The sequence below is a fragment of the Neobacillus sp. PS3-34 genome, assembly GCF_030915465.1.
Taxonomy (GTDB): Bacteria; Bacillota; Bacilli; order Bacillales; family Cytobacillaceae; genus Neobacillus_A.
Genome location: NZ_CP133267.1, coordinates 3429901 through 3448414, shown reverse-complemented (window position 1 = coordinate 3448414; position 18514 = coordinate 3429901). Strand labels below are relative to the sequence as shown.

Here is an 18514-nt window from a genome sequence, read left to right as displayed (position 1 = left end):
GTCTCTCCTTTAACCTATTAATGATTGTCTAATTATATCCTAACTATAATACATAATAAAACCAAAAAAAGAAAAAGCTATAGACGAAATAATGTAAAAGGAGTGAATTTTAATGAACTTGAATTTGCGCAATGCCGTCATACACAACGTAACTGGAAATTCACAGGAACAATTGGAAGACACCATTGTCGATGCCATCCAAAACGGTGAAGAGAAGATGCTTCCTGGGCTTGGTGTTTTATTTGAAGTAATCTGGAAAAACTCTTCAGAAAAAGAAAAGAAAGAAATGCTTGAAGCTCTTGAAAATGGGTTAAAGCACTAATAATTAAGTCTGATAGCTGCCGATTGGCAGCTTTTTTTAGTTGATAAAACGAAAATACCCCGGCAAAAAACCAGGGTATCTTCATTTCTTATTCAAATGTAAGTTTGTCTACTGTTTCACGGTCAAGGCGTTTGACTACTTCAACGATCAATTTAACCGTATTTTCAAAGTCATCGCGGTGTAGCATTGCCGCATGTGAATGAATATAGCGTGTTGCAATGCAGATTGCCAGGGCAGGAACACCATTATGTGTTAGATGGATTGTTCCGGCATCAGTACCGCCGCCAGGTATTGCATCAAATTGATAAGGAATACTCAACTCATCCGCAACGTCCGTTACGAAATCACGCAGCCCCTTATGCGATACCATAGAGGCATCATACAATACGATTTGCGGCCTTTTCCCATTTTGCTCATCGCTTCTTTTTCAGAAATTCCTGGTGTGTCTCCGGCAATGCCCACGTCAACGGCAAAGCCAATATCAGGCTGGATTTTTGTAGCAGCTGTACGGGCACCACGAAGGCCGACTTCTTCCTGTACGCATCCTACACCGTAAACTACATTTGGATGGTCAGCATCCTTTAGCTGCTTTAATACATCGATTGCAATCGCACAGCCAATTCGATTATCCCATGCTTTTGCAAGAAGCATTTTTTCATTGTTCATGACCGTAAACTCAAAATGAGGAACAATCATGTCTCCAGGACGTACTCCCCATTCCATTGCTTCTTCACGGCTGGAAGCACCGATATCGATGAACATATCTTTAATATCAACTGGTTTTTTGCGGGCTTCTGCCGGCAAAACATGAGGAGGCTTGGATCCGATGATACCTGTTACGTCACCCTTTTTAGTTACGATCGTAACACGCTGCGCCAGCATAACCTGGCCCCACCATCCGCCAACTGGCTGAAAACGTAAAAAGCCTTTATCATCGATTTGTGTCAGCATGAAACCAACTTCATCAAGGTGCGTGCCACCATGATTTTAGGCCGCCTTCCTTGCCAGTCTTTTTGGCTATTAAGCTGCCTAAACCATCTGTTGTGACTTCATCTGCAAATGGAGCTATGTATTTTTTCATTACTTCGCGAACTTCTCGCTCATTGCCAGGTATCCCTTTGGCATCAGTTAAATCCTTTAGCATGGTCAGAGTTTCATCTAATTTCGCCATTCAATTGAACCCCCTCTTTATGTATACGCATTTCATTATACCTAAACAGCCTATAAATGTAAAAATTTTCTGCTAATAACCTTCTTGCTGCCTATCATAATTTACTTCATTTTTTTGAATATATGCGGCTTCGATTTCATTTGCCGAAAATTGAAGCTGATCCGCAAGCAGTAAATAAGTGTTGAAAAGGTTTAAGTAGCAATCCAGGCTCCGTTTTATTTTAAACTCATTGACTGCCTGGTATATTTGCAAAAATTGATCTGTTACCGAATCTGCTCTCAAGGACTCTATCTCATTAAGAGATATGGACTCAAAACCACATTCGATTCCCAGTGATAAAATAAAATGAATGCCGTCTACGAATTCTTCTAAAATGGTCTCCCTTGCTGACGAAGGCTTTACACTCCAAAATTTAAAGCAGCGTGTTTCATTTGCCAGTTCGCCCAGTTCAACAAGCAAAGCAAGAATCTTACGGTCCACTAAATCCTCATGCTCTAATTGATGCTTTTCTTCTATATGTTTATCCAGCGCTTTTTGCATTTGAAATAGCTGTTCAAAATTCATCTTTATCATCCATTTCTTTAGATCTGTTATTATGAAAATTATATTTTTTTATAATTGATGGGTAATGAAACTTTTCGAGAGCCTCACTCGTAAAAAAAGAAAAATAGCTGGAGGGCATTTTTATGGTATGGCTGCTTCGAATCCTATTATTGGCATTAATCATTTTCTTTATTTCAATAGCAATAAGATATATTTTAGATCCAATTCGAAAGCTTGATTTAGCCCATAGACAAAGAAAGTTTTTTTTACTGGATGTTCAGGAAAATGTGAAAAAGAACTTTTTGCTCACCTATAAAGGAGTACTTTTTGAAGGTGAAAAATATTTAGGCCAAACGGCAAGCGCGTTTGAAGTTGTATCGATAATTGTCTGGCCAAAGGATAATCCGTCCTTAAAAGGATTGGTGCGCGATGACTTTATTTTTCTTGAGAAAAAGATTTTAGAGCACTATCCTGCTGCACGCTTAGATTGGAAAAGCCCCGTTAAAGAATTATTGGGTGAACAATAGGCTGCCAAATACTATGAAAATTTGAAGCTAAAATATACAAAGATCACAAACTCAATAACGGCAAGAACTGGAAAGCCGAGCTTAAAGGAAAGATGCTTCGTTTTATGGCGAAACATCTGCATTCCTGCAGTCGTTCCAACCGCTCCTCCAAAAATGGCCACAAGCCATAACGTTTTTTCCTGAATACGATATTGATGCTTTATGGCTCTTTGTTTATCAACCTTCATTATAAATAAACCGATTATGTTCATAATCAAATAAGCAGCTAATAAAAGCGTATTACTATGCATATCCATTCCTCCTATGCAAAAAGCCATTCTCCCTGAAGAGAATGGCTTTTTATCGTTATTACTTATTGTTTTGTTGTTTTGCAGCTTCTGCTAATTGAGCAAAAGCGTTAGCATCGCTTACTGCTAATTCAGCAAGCATCTTGCGGTTTACTTCGATACCTGCAAGCTTAAGACCGTGCATTAAACGGCTGTAAGAAAGACCGTTCATGCGAGCTGCTGCGTTGATACGAGTAATCCATAGTTTGCGGAAGTCGCGCTTTTTCTGGCGACGGTCGCGGAATGCATACATTAGGGATTTCATAACCTGCTGGTTAGCAACTTTATATAATGTATGTTTTGAACCGAAATAACCTTTTGCTAATTTAAGAACTCTTTTACGACGTTTGCGAGTAACAGTACCGCCTTTTACACGTGGCATGTAATTTCCCTCCTATATATATCAATCTTCCGATATTATCTGATGTTGTCTAGTAATTGCTTAATGCGTTTGAAATCACCTTTTGAAACAACTGCTGATTTACGAAGCTTACGCTTAGCTTTTGTTGATTTGTTAGCGAATAAGTGGCTAGTGTATGCATGTGAACGCTTCAGTTTACCAGATCCAGTTTTCTTGAAACGCTTTGCAGCGCCGCGGTGAGTTTTCATTTTTGGCATTTGGAATTCCTCCCTATTACTTGTCGATTTTAGGTGCTAAAACCAGGAACATGCTCCGTCCATCCATTTTAGGATGAGACTCGATCGTAGCAACTTCCTTGCACGCTTCAGAAAAACGGTCCAGAACACGCTGGCCGATTTCTTTATGGGTAATCGCACGGCCCTTAAAGCGGATCGAAGCTTTTACCTTGTCGCCTTTTTCTAAGAATTTGATGGCATTGCGAAGCTTTGTATTAAAGTCGTGCTCATCTATCGTAGGACTTAAGCGTACTTCTTTGGTAGTGATGATTTTTTGATTTTTGCGCGCTTCTTTGTCTTTCTTTTGCTGCTCGAATTTGAATTTACCATAATCCATAATTCGGGCTACCGGAGGCTTCGCGTTCGGTGCAACAAGCACCACATCAAGATTAACGCGTCCGGCAATCTCAAGCGCTTCAATTTTTGATTTAATTCCAAGCTGCTCGCCATTCTGGTCAATCAAACGGACTTCACGAGCACGAATACCTTCGTTCAACAGCATGTCTTTGCTAATAGTTAGCCACCTCCAAGGTTTTTTCACGAATACAACGTCCGGGTCAAGAAACATCTATGTGATGAATGAAGAAGAATATCCCTGATCATCAAACCTAGACTAAGACACCAGGTTGAATCGGCAAGCATTAAAAACAACAAGCACCCACAATGGGATACCTCGTTTTCTCACACAAACAAAAAAGTGCGGATGAAATCACCCACACTTTACGAAACACATCAAATGGTTCAATTCGTTCACGTAAAACCTGCCAACTGCAATATAGCGTCAACCAGGTGAGAAGCGGGTGCTTCTTCTTTTCCCTAAAACTCGTATTCAGTTTTACCTTTGTAACTATATCACAAATGACAATGGTATGTCAAACAAACATTTTTTATCACAACGCTTTGTATTTTAGCAAAAGAATAAGTTCTTTACAATAGTTTTTTTGTAATTAATAAAAAAGAGAGGAATGCTCCTCTCTTTTTTCCATTACCTTTTAACTTCAGCTTTTAAAGCCGAAATGAATTCAGCAAACGGAACAGTTTCCGATTTTTGCTCACCGTATTTTCTTACGTTTACGGCTCCTTCTTCTACTTCCTTATCGCCAACAACTAGCATATAAGGAATTTTCTGCATTTGAGCTTCACGGACTTTATAACCGATCTTTTCATCGCGTCCATCCAGATCTACGCGGAATCCTTCATTCTGAAGCTGTTCCTTAACCTTAAGCGCATAGTCATGATGAACTCCCGGAGAAACTGGGATAACCTGAACCTGGACTGGAGCAAGCCAAGTAGGGAACGCTCCTTTGTATTCCTCAATTAGGAAAGCAACAAAACGTTCCATAGTCGAAACCACGCCACGGTGAATAACAACCGGACGGTGATGCTTGCCATCTTCGCCAATGTAAGTTAAGTCAAATCTCTCAGGAAGTAAGAAATCAAGCTGAACAGTTGAGAGCGTTTCATCTTTACCTAATGCAGTCCTTACCTGGACATCCAGCTTAAGGCCGTAAAACGCCGCCTCTCCTTCGGCTTCGAAATAATCAAGGCCAAGCTCATCCATCGCTTCTTTCAGCATGCTTTGTGCTTTTTCCCACATCGCATCATCATCAAAGTATTTTTCTTTATCCTGCGGATCACGGTAGGATAAACGGAAAGAATAATCATTCAGATCAAAATCTTTATAAACATCAAGAACCAGGCGGACAACACGCTGGAATTCTTCTTTTATTTGGTCTGGCCTTACAAAAATATGAGCATCATTTAGAGTCATTCCGCGAACACGCTGCAATCCTGATAATGCACCAGACATTTCATAGCGGTGCATCAAGCCTAGCTCAGCAATTCGGATCGGAAGCTCCCGGTAGCTGTGGATGCTGTTTTTATAAACCATCATGTGGTGCGGACAATTCATTGGGCGAAGAACCAATTGCTCGTTATCCATATCCATAACCGGGAACATGTCATCTTGATAATGGTCCCAGTGCCCTGAAGTTTTATAAAGATCCACACTTCCCATGATTGGAGTATAGACATGGTCATAGCCTAACCGCTCTTCTTTATCCACTATATAACGTTCCACAATTCGGCGGATCGTTGCTCCCTTAGGAAGCCACATTGGCAATCCCTGGCCCACTTTTTGCGAATTTGTAAATAGATTCAATTCTTTTCCTAGCTTGCGGTGGTCACGTTCTTTCGGCCTCCTCCAATAAACGGAGATGCTCAGCCAGATCCTCCTTCTTAAAGAAGGCTGTTCCATAAATGCGTTGCAGCATTTTATTATCGCTGTTGCCGCGCCAGTAAGCACCCGCAATGCTCAACAGTTTGAATTCTTTAATTTTTCCAGTTGACGGAACGTGAATTCCACGGCAAAGATCAAAAAAGTCTCCCTGTTCATAAATTGTTACTGTTTCATTTTCAGGAATCGCTTCAATCAGCTCAAGCTTGTATTCATCGCCAATCTCTTTATATAGCTTTACTGCATCATTCCGGCTAACTTCCTTGCGTTCAACATCAATGTTTTCATTCACGATTTTGGCCATTTCTTTTTCAATCTTCGGGAGATCTTCAGGTGTCAAAGATTCCTCCAGATCGATATCGTAGTAGAATCCACCTTCAATGACCTGCCAATCCCCAGCTTTACATGAGGGTACAGCCTTTTAATCGCCTGTGCCATTAGGTGAGCTGTACTATGGCGCAATACCTCCAGTGCTTCATTTGATTCCGGAGTGACGATTTCTATCGAACCATCCAACATGATTGGACGGCGAAGATCATACAGTTGGCCATTCCATTTGCCGGCAATCGCTTTTTTCTTAAGCCCTGGGCTAATGGAAGCAGCAATATCTTCAGTTGTCGTACCGACAGGGAACTCCTTTATTGCCCCATCAGGAAACGATATTTTCACAACTTCTGACATGTTAATTCCTCCTTTGAATTTTGGATGCAGATCAGGCGTAGCAGTTTACGCTGCATTCTGATTTGCAAAACTTTTAAAAAAATAAAAAAACCCGTCCCTGGTAAAGGGACGAGTTTAAATAAACACGTGGTTCCACCCAATTTTCCGGCAAATAATAATATAAGCCAGCTTTGTGGTCAGGTTAACGGCTGCGGCCGTCAGTAATTACTCACTTCATTTTTGAGATGAAATTTTCACGACTGAAGTTTAAAGGCGGTAAGCATTCGATTCGTGCTGGGAAGTTTTCAGCAAGCCTTCCCTCTCTGGAAACCGTAAAAGAATACCCTTATCCTTATCATCACTTTTGTTCGATTAAAATTACTATGTACGTTATTATAATTTTTTAAAATGGAAAAATCAAGCGGACAAATGCAATTATTTTTAAGATGATACATTCCTTTTTCTTTCAGCCAGTTCTGAAATTGGGTGGAGCGTTACCCGTTCTTCAAAAATGTTTTGGATTGTCCGTATCAAGGGCTGATCGGATTCTTCAGCATAAATAACAATACTTCTTGGAGCAATCGACAAAAGAGGAGCGATTGAAACGGAATCAACGTACACTGGATGGTTAAACAAAAGACGACGGTCAATCATTTTAGCAAGCTCACTTCTTTTAATCTCTAGGAAATGCTCATCAAAAAAAGTAATTTCCTCATCAAAAGCAACATGTACACATGACAATTTTTCCGGTCGTTTTGAAAGAAAGTCCCTCAGAGTCTGTACGAACATTTGATATTCCTGTTCCATCTTATACTCATCTATCGATATTTCAACATAGCTTTCCAGTTGTTTCAGATAGGAACGCAGCCTGAATTGCACAAAGGAATCAAAGGAAAAAGAGACCTTTTCCATGAACATTTGTTCAATTGCTTCCCTTATTCCGCAATCTTCATTTGAGAGTTTGTGAGAAATAGTCAGATCTTTCCTATTTCCTTCCAAAACAGAATAAATAATCTCCAGGATATTCTGCTGCTCTTCTGGGTCTTCAAAATAAAACTTTTCTTTTAAAATTTTACGAAACCAATCCTCCTGCTTAAGCCTGTAAATAAATTCAAAAAATGCACCCTTTATAATATCAATCGTTTTATTTTCCAGGCCGCTAATTCTAATTTTGAATATATGTCGATCTTCAATTAGAAGAATATTTTGATGATATTCCTGTTTTAATCGCTTTTTCAGATGATCATACAGGCTGTGTCCATCCTTTTCGCTTTGAAAAATAATTTCGACCAAACAGATCCCCCCTTGTTTCCAGAATCTCTGTTTAATGTATATGGGGGACTTGGCCAAAATAGAAGCGGGCTGAAAGATGTTTAGCTATTCCTGGAAACAAAAAAATGCGGTGAGAAAGTCACCGCATTTTTTCATAGGTTTATCACTCAATTTCTTAGGTTCGGCGCATTCCACCAGGACGGGTTCACTTAAGTAACGGATGCGTTCCATCATTCTTCTCGCCTTCATTTTCTCTTCTTCTCCCCGCTGGCTGTACGTTAAATGGTGTTCCAGCCCCTGGAAGTCAAAATTAGATGTAAAAAACGTGGGAAGGTTTTCAAGCATACGGAATTGCAGGATAGGTCCCAGGACCTCATCCCTTGTCCAGCTTGACATGGCTTCTGCACCAATATCATCAAGCATCAAAATAGGCTCCCGCTTCAGCGTTTCCATTTTTTCATTTAGAGTAGAATCAGCGATGGAGCTTTTCATTTCCCTTAGCAATTCCGGAACATAGACAATCATGGATGATACCCGTTTTTTTGCTAGCTCATTGGCAATCGCTCCTAACAGAAACGACTTTCCAACCCCAAATTTCCCATAGAGGAAAAGTCCCTTCTGCTTCTGCCCCTGCTGATAATTCATAACGAAGGAAGCCGCTTTATCAACAGCATCAATCTTCCCCTGCCCAATTTGCAGCGAATCGAATGAAGCCATTAATATATCCTTAGGAACATACAAGCTCTTAATCAGCTTTTCGTTCTTTCGTTTTTCATCAGCAATGACCTTACGAGGGCAGCGATCATATTGAACATCGATAGAGTTGCGCTGCAGCACCAATTCAGGGTGATATCCCTGCATAATGTTTACACACCCCTCAAGGCTCTCGCACCGATTACATTCCTTGCTTTGGTTTGTGTATTCAAAAAGCTTTCCGATACTTTTTTCAATCAATTCATTGTTAATTTCATTCTGGTGCTCGGTAAGAAATGCTTTTACATCAGGATGGTTAAGAGTATCCGTTCGCATTTTCTCATATCTTTTTTGAAAATTTTCATTTGATGCCAGCCGTTTCAATGTTTGATTGATTTTTTCCATGAAACTGCTCACCTCCTATTTGCGAAATGCTTTTAACTTTTCTTCAAGAGCCTGTTTTTTCGCGTTAAGCTCTTTTTGCTCCCCATTATCCTCCTGGGTCGTTCCTTTTTCGCTATCTTCAAACCAATCTGGCAGAAATTCTGTCCTGATTGGCTTTTTCCTTGATGCAGTTTTGCCGCTCGTAGCTTTTTCTTCAGTCCAGCCAATATATTTGCTGTGCTCATTTTTCGCGAGGTCCATTGCTTCTTTTACGGTTTTCACCTGTTTTCGGCTCCAATGGCTGGCCATTTTTTCTACATAGCCTTTTGTCAGCTTCATATCTGTACGGAGCATGACAAAATGAATAAGCACATTTATTACTCCCGGAAGAAGCTTTTGTTTAAACATGGCATCTTCAATGATTTGCATATCTGCCTTGGATGGTTCCGCTCCACCTGAGAGATCCTTCAAAAACTGAAGCGGGGAAACAGTCTCCAAATATCGCATGAGTTTTTCTTCTTTCGTTTTCGGTTCATCCTGCTGAATCTGATGCATTGCCGGCTGAGTCCGTTCAATTAAGGCTGGAAGCTGATCATAATGAACAAACTGATACCAGTCTCTCGCTGCCTTTCTTAATTCATCGACATCAATATCATTTTCCTGGTTCACGGCACTTAGGACAATATTCTTCATTTGAAGAGCATCGATTCCATATAAGAAAGAAAGATTGCTTATTGCACTCCTAACCTTTTGAGTCAAGGACTTTCTTGGGAGAAGTGTTTCACTTAGACCTGAGACCAGGAGATCAAAGTTAAATGAATCAGATTCAATTTGGATTCCCTTCTGCTCCTGCCTGCCAACAAAAACCTGATCCTTGTCTGCTTTCAAATCAGCCGAATACTCTTGCATATGCTGCATTGATCCATGGGATGCAGACGTATAAACATCCTGGAACGCTCTTGTTATGTCTTTGTAATCCTTATCAGAAGGCTTTTGCTGGTCACTGAAAAAGCGCTTTAAACGCAAAAAATGGTTTTTGCCAATTTTTCTGTATAAATAGATGTTCAGCATGCCATCTAAAAAAAATTGCTCAGGAGTTAAAGGCGGCTGCAATTCATAGATAAACGCCCTTTCACCTTCATCTGTTTTCACAAAGGCTTTTAACAGTCCTATTCCTTCCAGCTTCAGACGAGCATCATATATATCGCTCAAATTCATTCCCAACAGGTTCATCAAAATATGATGTGATGAAGAATCAGACCATAAGCGGTTCTCCTCAAGTTCGGCCAAAGAGTCATATATAAACTGAAACAGCTAACACCGATCAGCGGCTGATATAAAAAGGTTAAGACTTTTCGGTCATAATCATGCAGCAGCCCATTTGATGCCACCATATATCGGTCAATCGGAACAAGTTCCTGCCAGTGCTGCGCCATATCCTTCAATCCTTTCTTAGTAAGAAAAGCGCAAGCGCCCTGGTTAGCCCCGACAGGCATAAGACGAATCACGCAGGAAATCCTGATTTCTGAAGTGATTGGGCTTATGACCCCGAGGGGCTGGGCGCTGGAGCTAGACACCAGTACTATTAAAAAAATTATACTTTTTTATATCTTAAAAAAAGAGCTAAAGATTGACGCTTCAGCTCTTAGGATTGCCCTCTTTTTATCAATTCTCTTAATTCATTTATAAACACATTAATATCTTTAAATTGGCGATAAACAGAAGCAAAGCGGACATAAGCCACCTCATCAATTTTCGCCAGCCTGTCCATAACCATCTCTCCAATTACTTCACTGTTTATTTCAGAAGTACCCTGGCTTCGCAGTTCCTTTTCCACCTCGTGGATAATATCCTCAAGTTGTTTTAAAGGCACAGCCTTTTTCACAGGCTTTAATAAGACCCCTCAAAATTTTATCGCGGCTGAATTCTTCACGGGTTCCCTCTTTTTTTACAACAATAAGAGGAATTTCTTCAATTTTTTCAAAAGTAGTGAAGCGAAATCCGCAGTCTTCGCATTCTCGCCTGCGACGTGTTGCCCGGCCTCGTCAACCGGACGGGAATCGAGGACACGAGATCCGCTATTTTGGCATGAAGGGCATTTCATACTATCAGCTCCGTATATATTGCAAAATAATAATCTGCGAATATTCTTCTATTCATATTTTATTAAAAAGGAAATGGTAACACAAGAAGAACAATTACGCGTTCCTTCCGTTTCCTACATAAGTATGTAAACGATTGATCCGTTCGTAGTAAGTGATAATTTGTTTCTTTAAAAGCGGATACATTCCTGTTAAGGAAGTTTTCTCTGAAGAAATATTAAAATCTACGGCTGTTTCCAACGGCTTAACAGAAATGATTGTCACGATTAGAAAACAGGGTACCGGCCGTCTTACTTCTACCGCAATTTCGCCATGCTCTTTAGAAACACTGGTAATGTGGCAATTTGAATCCTGCCTGAACGATTGCTCAACGGATTGGAAAACCTGATTAAAATTTCCTTTATAATAATGGGTCCGCAGCTCTTCATCGGGATGATTTTCAGCTGTCTCACACTGTTTTTGAAATCGTTTAAAAATATCTTTTAAAATTCCCATCTGCCTCTTCCTCTTCTTTTTATGTTAGTTTACCTCATTTTCAATATAAAATAAAAAGAGGTGTATCATTACACCTCTAAATGAGCATTTTTAATTGATATTGAAGATTAAAGGACTTTCGCCTGTTTTACATTGACAGGACCCATACCGCGTGGAATTTCGATATTTTCACGAGTTTGAGCATTAAGAGCTTCTGCAATGTAATCAGCAGCAATGTTAGGATTTAAGTCACCGCAAGTGTACACATCAATACTTGCATAGCCATGTTCTGGGAAGCTGTGAATTGTTAAGTGAGATTCAGAAATGATAACTACTCCGCTGACACCTTGTGGCGCAAATTTATGAAAAGCAACCTCGCGGATTTCTGCACCTGATTTTAAAGCAGCTTCAACAAACGTTTGTTCAATAAAATCCATGTCATTCAGTTTTTCAAAGTCGCATCCCCATAATTCAGAGATTACGTGACGTCCCATAGTTTCCATATTCATATTTCCCCCTTCAGGATTTTCGTTTCATCCTTGAAACCCTTATACTGACGGTATCTTTGTAATTACCACGGGGGAAAGTTAGTCCAGAGAGGTCCTAACCCTTTAAGTAATTAATCGTTACCTAATTTCAAGAAGTTCACGATGACTAGTATACTTTGTTTATATTTTTTTTGCAACCTATCAAATTAAAATTTTTTCAAGAGAATTTATGCACGCTTTTGGGGGGCTAGGCTATTTTTGACATACAAAAAAATTGCCTGCCATAGGACAGCAATTTTGGTGAATCTAAATATTTAGCCTACTTTAATTTGAGAGGAACGTGACATTTCCTCTGCAACAAACATAGTAAGATCGACCACACGTGAAGAGTAGCCCCATTCATTGTCATACCAGGCCAATACCTTTACCTTCCGGCCTCCCATGACTATTGTTGAAAGTCCGTCAATCACAGCTGAATGCTCATTTGTATTAAAGTCAACGGAAACCAGTGGTTCAATTGTGAATCCAAGTATACCCTTTAATGGCCCATTTGCAGCTTCAATAAATGCATCATTGACATCGTCAAGTGTCACTTCCTGTTTTAAGTCGACAACTAGATCGACAAGTGAAACATTAGGTGTCGGAACACGCAAAGCCATTCCATGTATTTTTCCTTTAAGCTGCGGCAGCACAAGTGCCAGCGCCTTTGCAGCCCCGGTGGAAGTTGGAATGATGGATTGCCCGCAGGCACGTGCCCTTCTTAAGTCTTTATGTGGATTATCAATATTCTTCTGGTCGTTTGTGTAAGCATGGACAGTTGTCATCAGACCATTCTCAATACCAAACTTCTCATCAAGCACCTTCACTACAGGTGCAAGGCAGTTTGTTGTACAGGAAGCATTTGAGATAACATGATGAATATTTGGATCAAGCTGCCCCTCATTAACTCCCATTACAATTGTAATATCTTCGTTCTTCCCAGGCGCAGTCAAAATCACTTTTTTCGCACCTGCTTCGAGATGGAGGCTGGCTTTGTCATAGGAATTGAATTTTCCAGTGGCTTCAATCACAATGTCGATGTCCATTTCTTTCCATGGAAGCTGTTCAGGATTCCGGTTATTTAGTAATCGTACCCTTTTTCCATTTACGATTAGTTCGTTATCTAATGGAACCACTTCCCCTTCAAACTGGCCGTGATTCGTATCATATTTTAATAAATGCGCTAATGTTTCAGCCGGATAGCTTGCGTTTATCGCTACAACCTCAAGCTTATTTTCAAGGATGGCTTTTCTAAAAACCATTCTGCCGATTCTTCCAAAACCGTTAATTGCTATTCTCGCTTTCATTGTATGGCTCCTTCCGCATTAGTGTTATACTTATTGACTTGTATTATTGCTATTAGTATAACATATTTAAAATCTTTTGTGATACCCAAAGTTCCAAAAAATGAAAAAGTTCTATAATTCAGAAATTTTATTTACACGAAAAAAATTCATAAAAAAAGAGAAGGTTTCCCCTTCCCAATAAGTTATACGATATCTATATCAAGCCAGTTTTGTAATATTTCCTTTAGCTGTCTTTCTGTATCAATCAAGCTTCCGTTATTATCGATAACGGCATTGGCCAAAGCCCTTTTTTCATGAAGAGGTTTCTGTGAATTTATTCTCGCGAGAGCCTCCTCTTCAGACAGTCCGTTTCTCTTAATTAAACGATTTAATTGAACAGCCGCATCCACATAGACAAGGATCGTTTTATCAACCATATAAGTCAATTTGCTTTCGAAAAGCAGCGGAATATCGAGAACTACCACTTTTTCTCCTCTTTTTATAGCTGCCTCTTTTTTTCAGTCATTCTCCTACGGACCTCTGGATGTACAATTTCATTCAAAAGAATCCTTTTTTCTTCATCCTGAAAAATTACAGCACCTAACTTTTGCCTGTCGATCTCACCGTCATGCTGGAGTATTTCGGTTCCAAAGCGTTCCAAAATCAGCTGATAAGCAGGCTCGCTAATATTGACAGCAATCCGTGCTTCAATATCGGCATCTATAACGGTTATTCCCATTTCTTTTAACATATTGGAAACAGTACTTTTTCCACTGGCGATACCGCCAGTAAGTCCAATGATTAGCGCCATTTTCTTTTCCTTTCAAACGATCATAATTTCCATATACCAATAAAGATAAGCATTACACCTGGTAAAAAGGTAAGTTTTTGAACCCATTCACTTTTTGAAAAAAAAACACCGCACTTTATCCCCATAAGAACGAAAAGCGAACTCATGACTGCTACGGAAATAGCAAGGTAGATGGGTGAATAACCAAGCATTGCTGCTCCAACACCTGCACCAAATGCATCAAGGGATAAAGCGACTCCAAGCATGAGGGCTTCTATGCCAGTTATGGTGCCTGAATGGTCAAAATCGGCCGAAGCGGCCTTTTTAAAATATTGATCACCAACCCCAGCGAACGGATTTCAAAATTTACGATTGTTTTTTCAACGCTTTGCTGTTCTTTGTTTTTCTCCGGCATAAAAAATTGAAATAAAACCCACGCGCCAAGGGCAATAAGAATAATCCCTCCAAGTGCGGCCGTGATTTTTGGAGAAAAAATCCTTTGGAGCCCATGCCCGATGGAAACTGCAAGCATCAAGGAACTGGCTGAACAGCCTGCAATGATCAGTGCAGATTTAAATGGCATTTCCATCTTCCGGAGTCCGTAGGTAAAACCAACACTAAAACTGTCAAGACTGACAGCAAAAGCGAGGAAGAGAAGTGAGAAAATCTGAATCATGAGTAGAGCTCCTTCCTGTCAATCATCACGATAGTATATGGAAGGAGCCTATCCAGTGTTATTCAAAGAAAAGCATTATTTAATAGTGTTACCCTCGCATGTTTAATCATAGCCATGCTTAAGCACCTTTGTACCGAAATGAAATTTTATAGTGGTTGGCATGTCGGACAAAAGGTAGTTCCCCTGCCGCCTACAACTATTTTCTCAAGTGGTGTACCACAATTTTTACATTCCTCACCTTTACGGCCGTAAACAAACAGTTCTAGCTGGAACATACCGATTTGCCCCTGGGAATTAACATATGATCGAATGGTGCTTCCGCCTTTTTCAACTGCCTCCTCAAGGGTTGAGATAATCTCCTGGTGCAGCCTCTCCAATTCCTCCGTTGATAAATCAAAAGCCTGCCGCTCTGGATGGATGCCTGCTCTGAAAAGCGCCTCATCAACATAAATATTGCCAAGGCCGACAAAAACCTTTTGATCGAGCAGGGCTGTTTTCACTTTCCGGTTGGTTTTTGCCAGCTTTTCCTGCAGGAAATCGAGCGTGAACTCAGGTGAAAATGGCTCAGGCCCAACTGATCAAGGGGAGGATAAAGAAACTCCTCACCCTTTATGAAGAGGTGCATCGTACCGAATTTCCGTACGTCCCGGTACCTTAATTCTGTTCCGTCCGTAAACTGGAAAATAACGTGCATATGTTTATCCGGAAGCTCTTCTGCTGGATATAATCCGTATTTTCCTTCCATCCTCAAATGGGATACCAAAGCAAATTTCTCTGTATAGATAATCAGGAATTTCCCTCTTCTGCCTACATCCACAATAGTTTCACCTATTAAAGCATCAATAAACTGCTCAACCTCTTCTGGGTGTTTCACTATTTTAGGCCAAAGAACAGTAATATCCTTAATTTTTTTATTTTGGACCAGCTGAATTAAAGTCTTTCTGACGGTTTCAACCTCTGGAAGCTCTGGCATATTATTTCCTCCTTACATAGTGAGGACGGAAATGCAGCCCTCTATTTCGCATCGAACCATGTTGGTCCGTATGAATAATCAACTTTAAGCGGTACTTTTAGTTCAATAGCATTTTCCATAACCTCTGGAACAAGCTTTTTCAGCGTTTCAATTTCATCCTTAGGTGCCTCAAAAATCAGTTCATCATGAACCTGAAGGAGAAGGCGTGATTTTAACCCATGCTCCTGAAGCTTTGCAGCCATATCAATCATTGCTTTTTTTATGATATCCGCCGCACTCCCCTGTATCGGAGTATTCATTGCTGTTCTTTCTGCGAAGCCCCGCAGGTTGAAATTGCGGCTTGTTATTTCAGGGATGTAACGCCTTCTTTGCATTAAAGTCGTTACGTATCCTTTCTGTTTTGCAAGCTGTACAATGTCGTCCATATATTCTTTTACACCGGGATAGCTTTCCAAATAACGGTCGATAAACTTACCAGCTTCCTTACGCGAAATACTTAGGCTTTGGGAAAGGCCAAAATCACTTATTCCGTACACGATGCCAAAGTTTACCGCTTTAGCATGGCGCCTCATATTGGAAGTCACTTCTTCTGCGTTGACGTGAAAAACCTCCATTGCCGTTTTCGTATGAATATCAAGATCCTCTTTAAACGCCTGAATCAATTTTTCATCCCCTGCAATATGAGCAAGAACGCGAAGTTCAATTTGTGAATAGTCGGCTGCAAAAATTACCCAGTCTTTTTCTGAAGGGATGAAAGCCTGACGGATTTTTTTCCCTTCCTCGAGTCGAATAGGAATATTCTGCAGGTTTGGATCGGTTGAGCTTAATCTTCCCGTTTGCGTAAGTGCCTGATTGAATCTCGTATGCACTTTGTCAGTCTTAGGGTCCATGACCTTCAGGAGGCCTTCTATATAAGTTGACTGAAGCTTGCCCAGCTGTCTGTAATTAAGTATCTGTTCAATCACTTCATGATCGCTAGCCAGCTTTTCCAGTACATCAGCAGAAGTGGAATAACCCGTTTTTGTCTTTTTTGAAGCAGGCAGATTCAATTTCTCAAATAAAATGACACCCAATTGTTTGGGAGAGTTAATATTGAATTCTTCACCTGCAAGATTATAGATCCTGCTTTCAAGCTGTTTTAAACGTTCCTTGATTTCCTCCCCCATTTTGCTCAGGCGGTCTAAATCAATTTTTATTCCTGTATACTCCATGTCAGCCAGAATTAATGATAAAGGCATTTCAAGTTCCTTAAACAGCTCGTCCTGCTGGTTTTCTTTTAATTCCTTTTCAAGCCTTTCTTTTAACTCTGCCATGGCCAGACCTTTTCTAACGAGATGTTCGGCAAGTTTATTTTGCTCCGGAATGCTGCGCTTAGCTCCTTTTCCGTAAAATGCTTCATCACTGTCGACGACATTAATTCCATATCGTGAAGCAACCGACGCAATATCGTCAATTCCCTCTGATGGATTAACGATATAAGGGGCAATAAAGGTATCAAAAACGGTTCCTTTCAAATGAATCCCGCGGCGCCTTAGAGCGACTTCAGAGCGTTTAGCGTCATAGACCGTTTTCTCCATTTCTTCATCCTCAGCCCATTCCTTGAAAGCTGGAGAGTTCAAGGCTGTTTCCACTGGAATAAAGAAGCTGCCTTTTTCATTGACGAGCGAAAAACCGAGTATATCGGCATAATGATAATTATCTTCAAGGACTTCAACATAGAAGTAGTTTTCCTGGGCAAAGATGTCACCTGTTATATTTGTACAAATTTCAAATTCGATATCCTCCAGGTCGGCTTGTACCATGTCAGAAGGATCTTCACCAAGCTTGTCCAAGAGCGTATTAAACCCAAGCTCCTTAAAGAGAGGAATAAGTTTTTCCCTTATCATCCCCTCGTATTGAAGCTCGTCCAGTTTAATTTCAACTGGTGCTTCTCTCGTAATAGTTGCGAGCTCCTTGCTCATGATTGCCTGATCTTTAAATTCTGTAAGCTTTTCTTTTAATTTTGCTCCGCTAACACTGTCAATCGAGTTTAGCAGATTTTCAACTGTCGAGAATTCCTTTAAAAGCTTGATTGCCGTCTTTTCCCCGACTCCTGGCACACCCGGTATATTATCCGAGGCATCACCCATCAAGCCTTTCATATCAATAATTTGTTCCGGAGTCAGACCGTATTTTTCTAAAATATGCTCAGGAGTGTATTCCTCTATATCCGTAATTCCTTTACGGGTAATCCCAACAGATGTATGGTCTGAAGCAAGCTGCGTTAAGTCCTTGTCACCTGAAATAACCCTTACTTCAAATCCATCCTGCTCACCCGCTAGGGAAAGCGTTCCAATAATATCATCAGCTTCATAGTTTTCCAGCTGATATCGGGAAATCCCATAGGAATCCAACAGTTCCTGGATGAAAGGGAATTGCTCCGATAATTCAGGTGGGGTCTTTTGCCTGCCGCCCTTATACTCACTAAAGGTTTTATGGCGGAATGTCGTCTTTCCTGCATCAAAAGCTACAAGCATGTGTGTCGGCTTTTCATCCTCCAGTATTTTCATCAGCATCATTGTAAATCCATATACCGCATTCGTATGTATACCTTTATCATTGTTAAGCAGCGGAAGGGCAAAGAAAGCGCGATAAGCTATACTATTCCCGTCTATCAGCACAAGCTTCTTTTTTTCCATCAATTATTACCTCCTCATAACACCTTTACATGTTAAAACTTTATTCTATTTAAAATAATTTTTTAAAATAATTTAAATTCTGCACGAAAAATTACCTCTTACCATTTTATCATGAGTGAAAAGATAAAGGAAAATTACGGCCGCTTTTGCTGATGACAAAAAAAAGAGTGAAAGCGGGGTCTGCTTTCACTCTTTTTTTGTTTGGCTCCTTGGATGAAGGGGCTTTCGACTATTATCT

Annotated in this window: 13 protein-coding genes, 7 pseudogenes and 1 other annotated feature; of the genes and pseudogenes, 2 read left to right on the top strand and 18 right to left on the bottom strand. The window is 40.3% G+C overall.

What is annotated here, in order from left to right:
- The first annotated feature begins 112 nt into the window (after window positions 1-112).
- Entirely contained in the window at window positions 113-322 is a 210-nt protein-coding gene (gene sspI / locus RCG23_RS17855) for a small acid-soluble spore protein SspI (protein ID WP_308176776.1), read from the top strand.
- Window positions 323-410: 88 nt separating this feature from the next.
- Here the strand turns inward: sspI and RCG23_RS17850 are convergent.
- Window positions 411-1493: pseudogene (locus RCG23_RS17850) on the bottom strand (M42 family metallopeptidase).
- Window positions 1494-1565: 72 nt separating this feature from the next.
- Window positions 1566-2057 carry a dUTP diphosphatase gene (locus tag RCG23_RS17845; protein ID WP_308176775.1) on the bottom strand — a complete coding sequence of 164 codons (492 nt, stop codon included), beginning with the start codon at window positions 2055-2057 and terminating at the stop codon, window positions 1566-1568.
- Between the two features lie 122 nt (window positions 2058-2179).
- Between RCG23_RS17845 and RCG23_RS17840 the strand changes: the two genes are divergently transcribed.
- On the top strand, window positions 2180-2563 hold the full coding sequence (locus RCG23_RS17840) for a sigma-w pathway protein ysdB (protein WP_308176774.1): 384 nt from the start codon (window positions 2180-2182) through the stop codon (window positions 2561-2563).
- An 11-nt stretch (window positions 2564-2574) separates the two neighbouring features.
- On the opposite strand, the gene RCG23_RS17835 is transcribed toward RCG23_RS17840, so the two are convergent.
- The 16 genes and pseudogenes from RCG23_RS17835 to polA form a co-directional block, all read right to left on the bottom strand.
- On the bottom strand, window positions 2575-2853 hold the full coding sequence (locus tag RCG23_RS17835) for a DUF1294 domain-containing protein (RefSeq protein ID WP_308176773.1): 279 nt from the start codon (window positions 2851-2853) through the stop codon (window positions 2575-2577).
- A 58-nt stretch (window positions 2854-2911) separates the two neighbouring features.
- Complete coding sequence (gene rplT, locus RCG23_RS17830) at window positions 2912-3271, bottom strand: 50S ribosomal protein L20 (protein WP_308176772.1); 360 nt, start codon at window positions 3269-3271, stop codon at window positions 2912-2914.
- 35 nt (window positions 3272-3306) lie between these two features.
- Complete coding sequence (gene rpmI, locus RCG23_RS17825) at window positions 3307-3507, bottom strand: 50S ribosomal protein L35 (protein WP_308176771.1); 201 nt, start codon at window positions 3505-3507, stop codon at window positions 3307-3309.
- A 16-nt stretch (window positions 3508-3523) separates the two neighbouring features.
- A complete protein-coding gene (infC, locus tag RCG23_RS17820) occupies window positions 3524-4027 on the bottom strand; it encodes a translation initiation factor IF-3 (protein WP_308180100.1) in 504 nt (167 codons plus the stop codon).
- A 183-nt stretch (window positions 4028-4210) separates the two neighbouring features.
- Window positions 4211-4343, bottom strand: a sequence feature (ribosomal protein L20 leader region).
- Window positions 4344-4510: 167 nt separating this feature from the next.
- Window positions 4511-6442, bottom strand: a pseudogene (thrS, locus tag RCG23_RS17815) (threonine--tRNA ligase).
- A 420-nt stretch (window positions 6443-6862) separates the two neighbouring features.
- Window positions 6863-7714, bottom strand: a complete 852-nt coding sequence (gene ytxC / locus RCG23_RS17810) for a putative sporulation protein YtxC (protein ID WP_308176770.1) — start codon at window positions 7712-7714, stop codon at window positions 6863-6865.
- A gap of 84 nt (window positions 7715-7798) precedes the next feature.
- On the bottom strand, window positions 7799-8791 hold the full coding sequence (dnaI, locus tag RCG23_RS17805; protein WP_308176769.1) for a primosomal protein DnaI: 993 nt from the start codon (window positions 8789-8791) through the stop codon (window positions 7799-7801).
- Between the two features lie 15 nt (window positions 8792-8806).
- Window positions 8807-10206: pseudogene (locus tag RCG23_RS17800) on the bottom strand (replication initiation and membrane attachment family protein).
- A 209-nt stretch (window positions 10207-10415) separates the two neighbouring features.
- Window positions 10416-10874 (bottom strand): annotated as a pseudogene (gene nrdR / locus RCG23_RS17795) (transcriptional regulator NrdR).
- A 94-nt stretch (window positions 10875-10968) separates the two neighbouring features.
- Window positions 10969-11367: a hypothetical protein gene (locus RCG23_RS17790; protein WP_308176768.1), complete on the bottom strand. Its 399-nt coding sequence runs from the start codon at window positions 11365-11367 to the stop codon at window positions 10969-10971.
- A 107-nt stretch (window positions 11368-11474) separates the two neighbouring features.
- On the bottom strand, window positions 11475-11849 hold the full coding sequence (gene speD, locus RCG23_RS17785) for an adenosylmethionine decarboxylase (RefSeq protein ID WP_308180099.1): 375 nt from the start codon (window positions 11847-11849) through the stop codon (window positions 11475-11477).
- A gap of 299 nt (window positions 11850-12148) precedes the next feature.
- Complete coding sequence (locus RCG23_RS17780) at window positions 12149-13180, bottom strand: glyceraldehyde-3-phosphate dehydrogenase (RefSeq protein ID WP_308176767.1); 1032 nt, start codon at window positions 13178-13180, stop codon at window positions 12149-12151.
- A 182-nt stretch (window positions 13181-13362) separates the two neighbouring features.
- Window positions 13363-13970, bottom strand: a pseudogene (gene coaE / locus RCG23_RS17775) (dephospho-CoA kinase).
- 20 nt (window positions 13971-13990) lie between these two features.
- Window positions 13991-14625 (bottom strand): annotated as a pseudogene (ytaF, locus tag RCG23_RS17770) (sporulation membrane protein YtaF).
- A gap of 146 nt (window positions 14626-14771) precedes the next feature.
- Window positions 14772-15598: pseudogene (mutM, locus tag RCG23_RS17765) on the bottom strand (DNA-formamidopyrimidine glycosylase).
- A 41-nt stretch (window positions 15599-15639) separates the two neighbouring features.
- Complete coding sequence (polA, locus tag RCG23_RS17760; RefSeq protein ID WP_308176766.1) at window positions 15640-18279, bottom strand: DNA polymerase I; 2640 nt, start codon at window positions 18277-18279, stop codon at window positions 15640-15642.
- Window positions 18280-18514: the final 235 nt, after the last annotated feature.

Coding starts and splice junctions, on each gene's coding strand:
- sspI (WP_308176776.1), top strand. CDS start 113: ATGAACTTGAATTTGCGCAATGCCGTCATACACAACGTAACTGGAAAT.
- RCG23_RS17845 (WP_308176775.1), bottom strand. CDS start 2,057: ATGAATTTTGAACAGCTATTTCAAATGCAAAAAGCGCTGGATAAACAT.
- RCG23_RS17840 (WP_308176774.1), top strand. CDS start 2,180: ATGGTATGGCTGCTTCGAATCCTATTATTGGCATTAATCATTTTCTTT.
- RCG23_RS17835 (WP_308176773.1), bottom strand. CDS start 2,853: ATGCATAGTAATACGCTTTTATTAGCTGCTTATTTGATTATGAACATA.
- rplT (WP_308176772.1), bottom strand. CDS start 3,271: ATGCCACGTGTAAAAGGCGGTACTGTTACTCGCAAACGTCGTAAAAGA.
- rpmI (WP_308176771.1), bottom strand. CDS start 3,507: ATGCCAAAAATGAAAACTCACCGCGGCGCTGCAAAGCGTTTCAAGAAA.
- infC (WP_308180100.1), bottom strand. CDS start 4,027: ATGCTGTTGAACGAAGGTATTCGTGCTCGTGAAGTCCGTTTGATTGAC.
- dnaI (WP_308176769.1), bottom strand. CDS start 8,791: ATGGAAAAAATCAATCAAACATTGAAACGGCTGGCATCAAATGAAAAT.
- RCG23_RS17790 (WP_308176768.1), bottom strand. CDS start 11,367: ATGGGAATTTTAAAAGATATTTTTAAACGATTTCAAAAACAGTGTGAG.
- speD (WP_308180099.1), bottom strand. CDS start 11,849: ATGGAAACTATGGGACGTCACGTAATCTCTGAATTATGGGGATGCGAC.
- RCG23_RS17780 (WP_308176767.1), bottom strand. CDS start 13,180: ATGAAAGCGAGAATAGCAATTAACGGTTTTGGAAGAATCGGCAGAATG.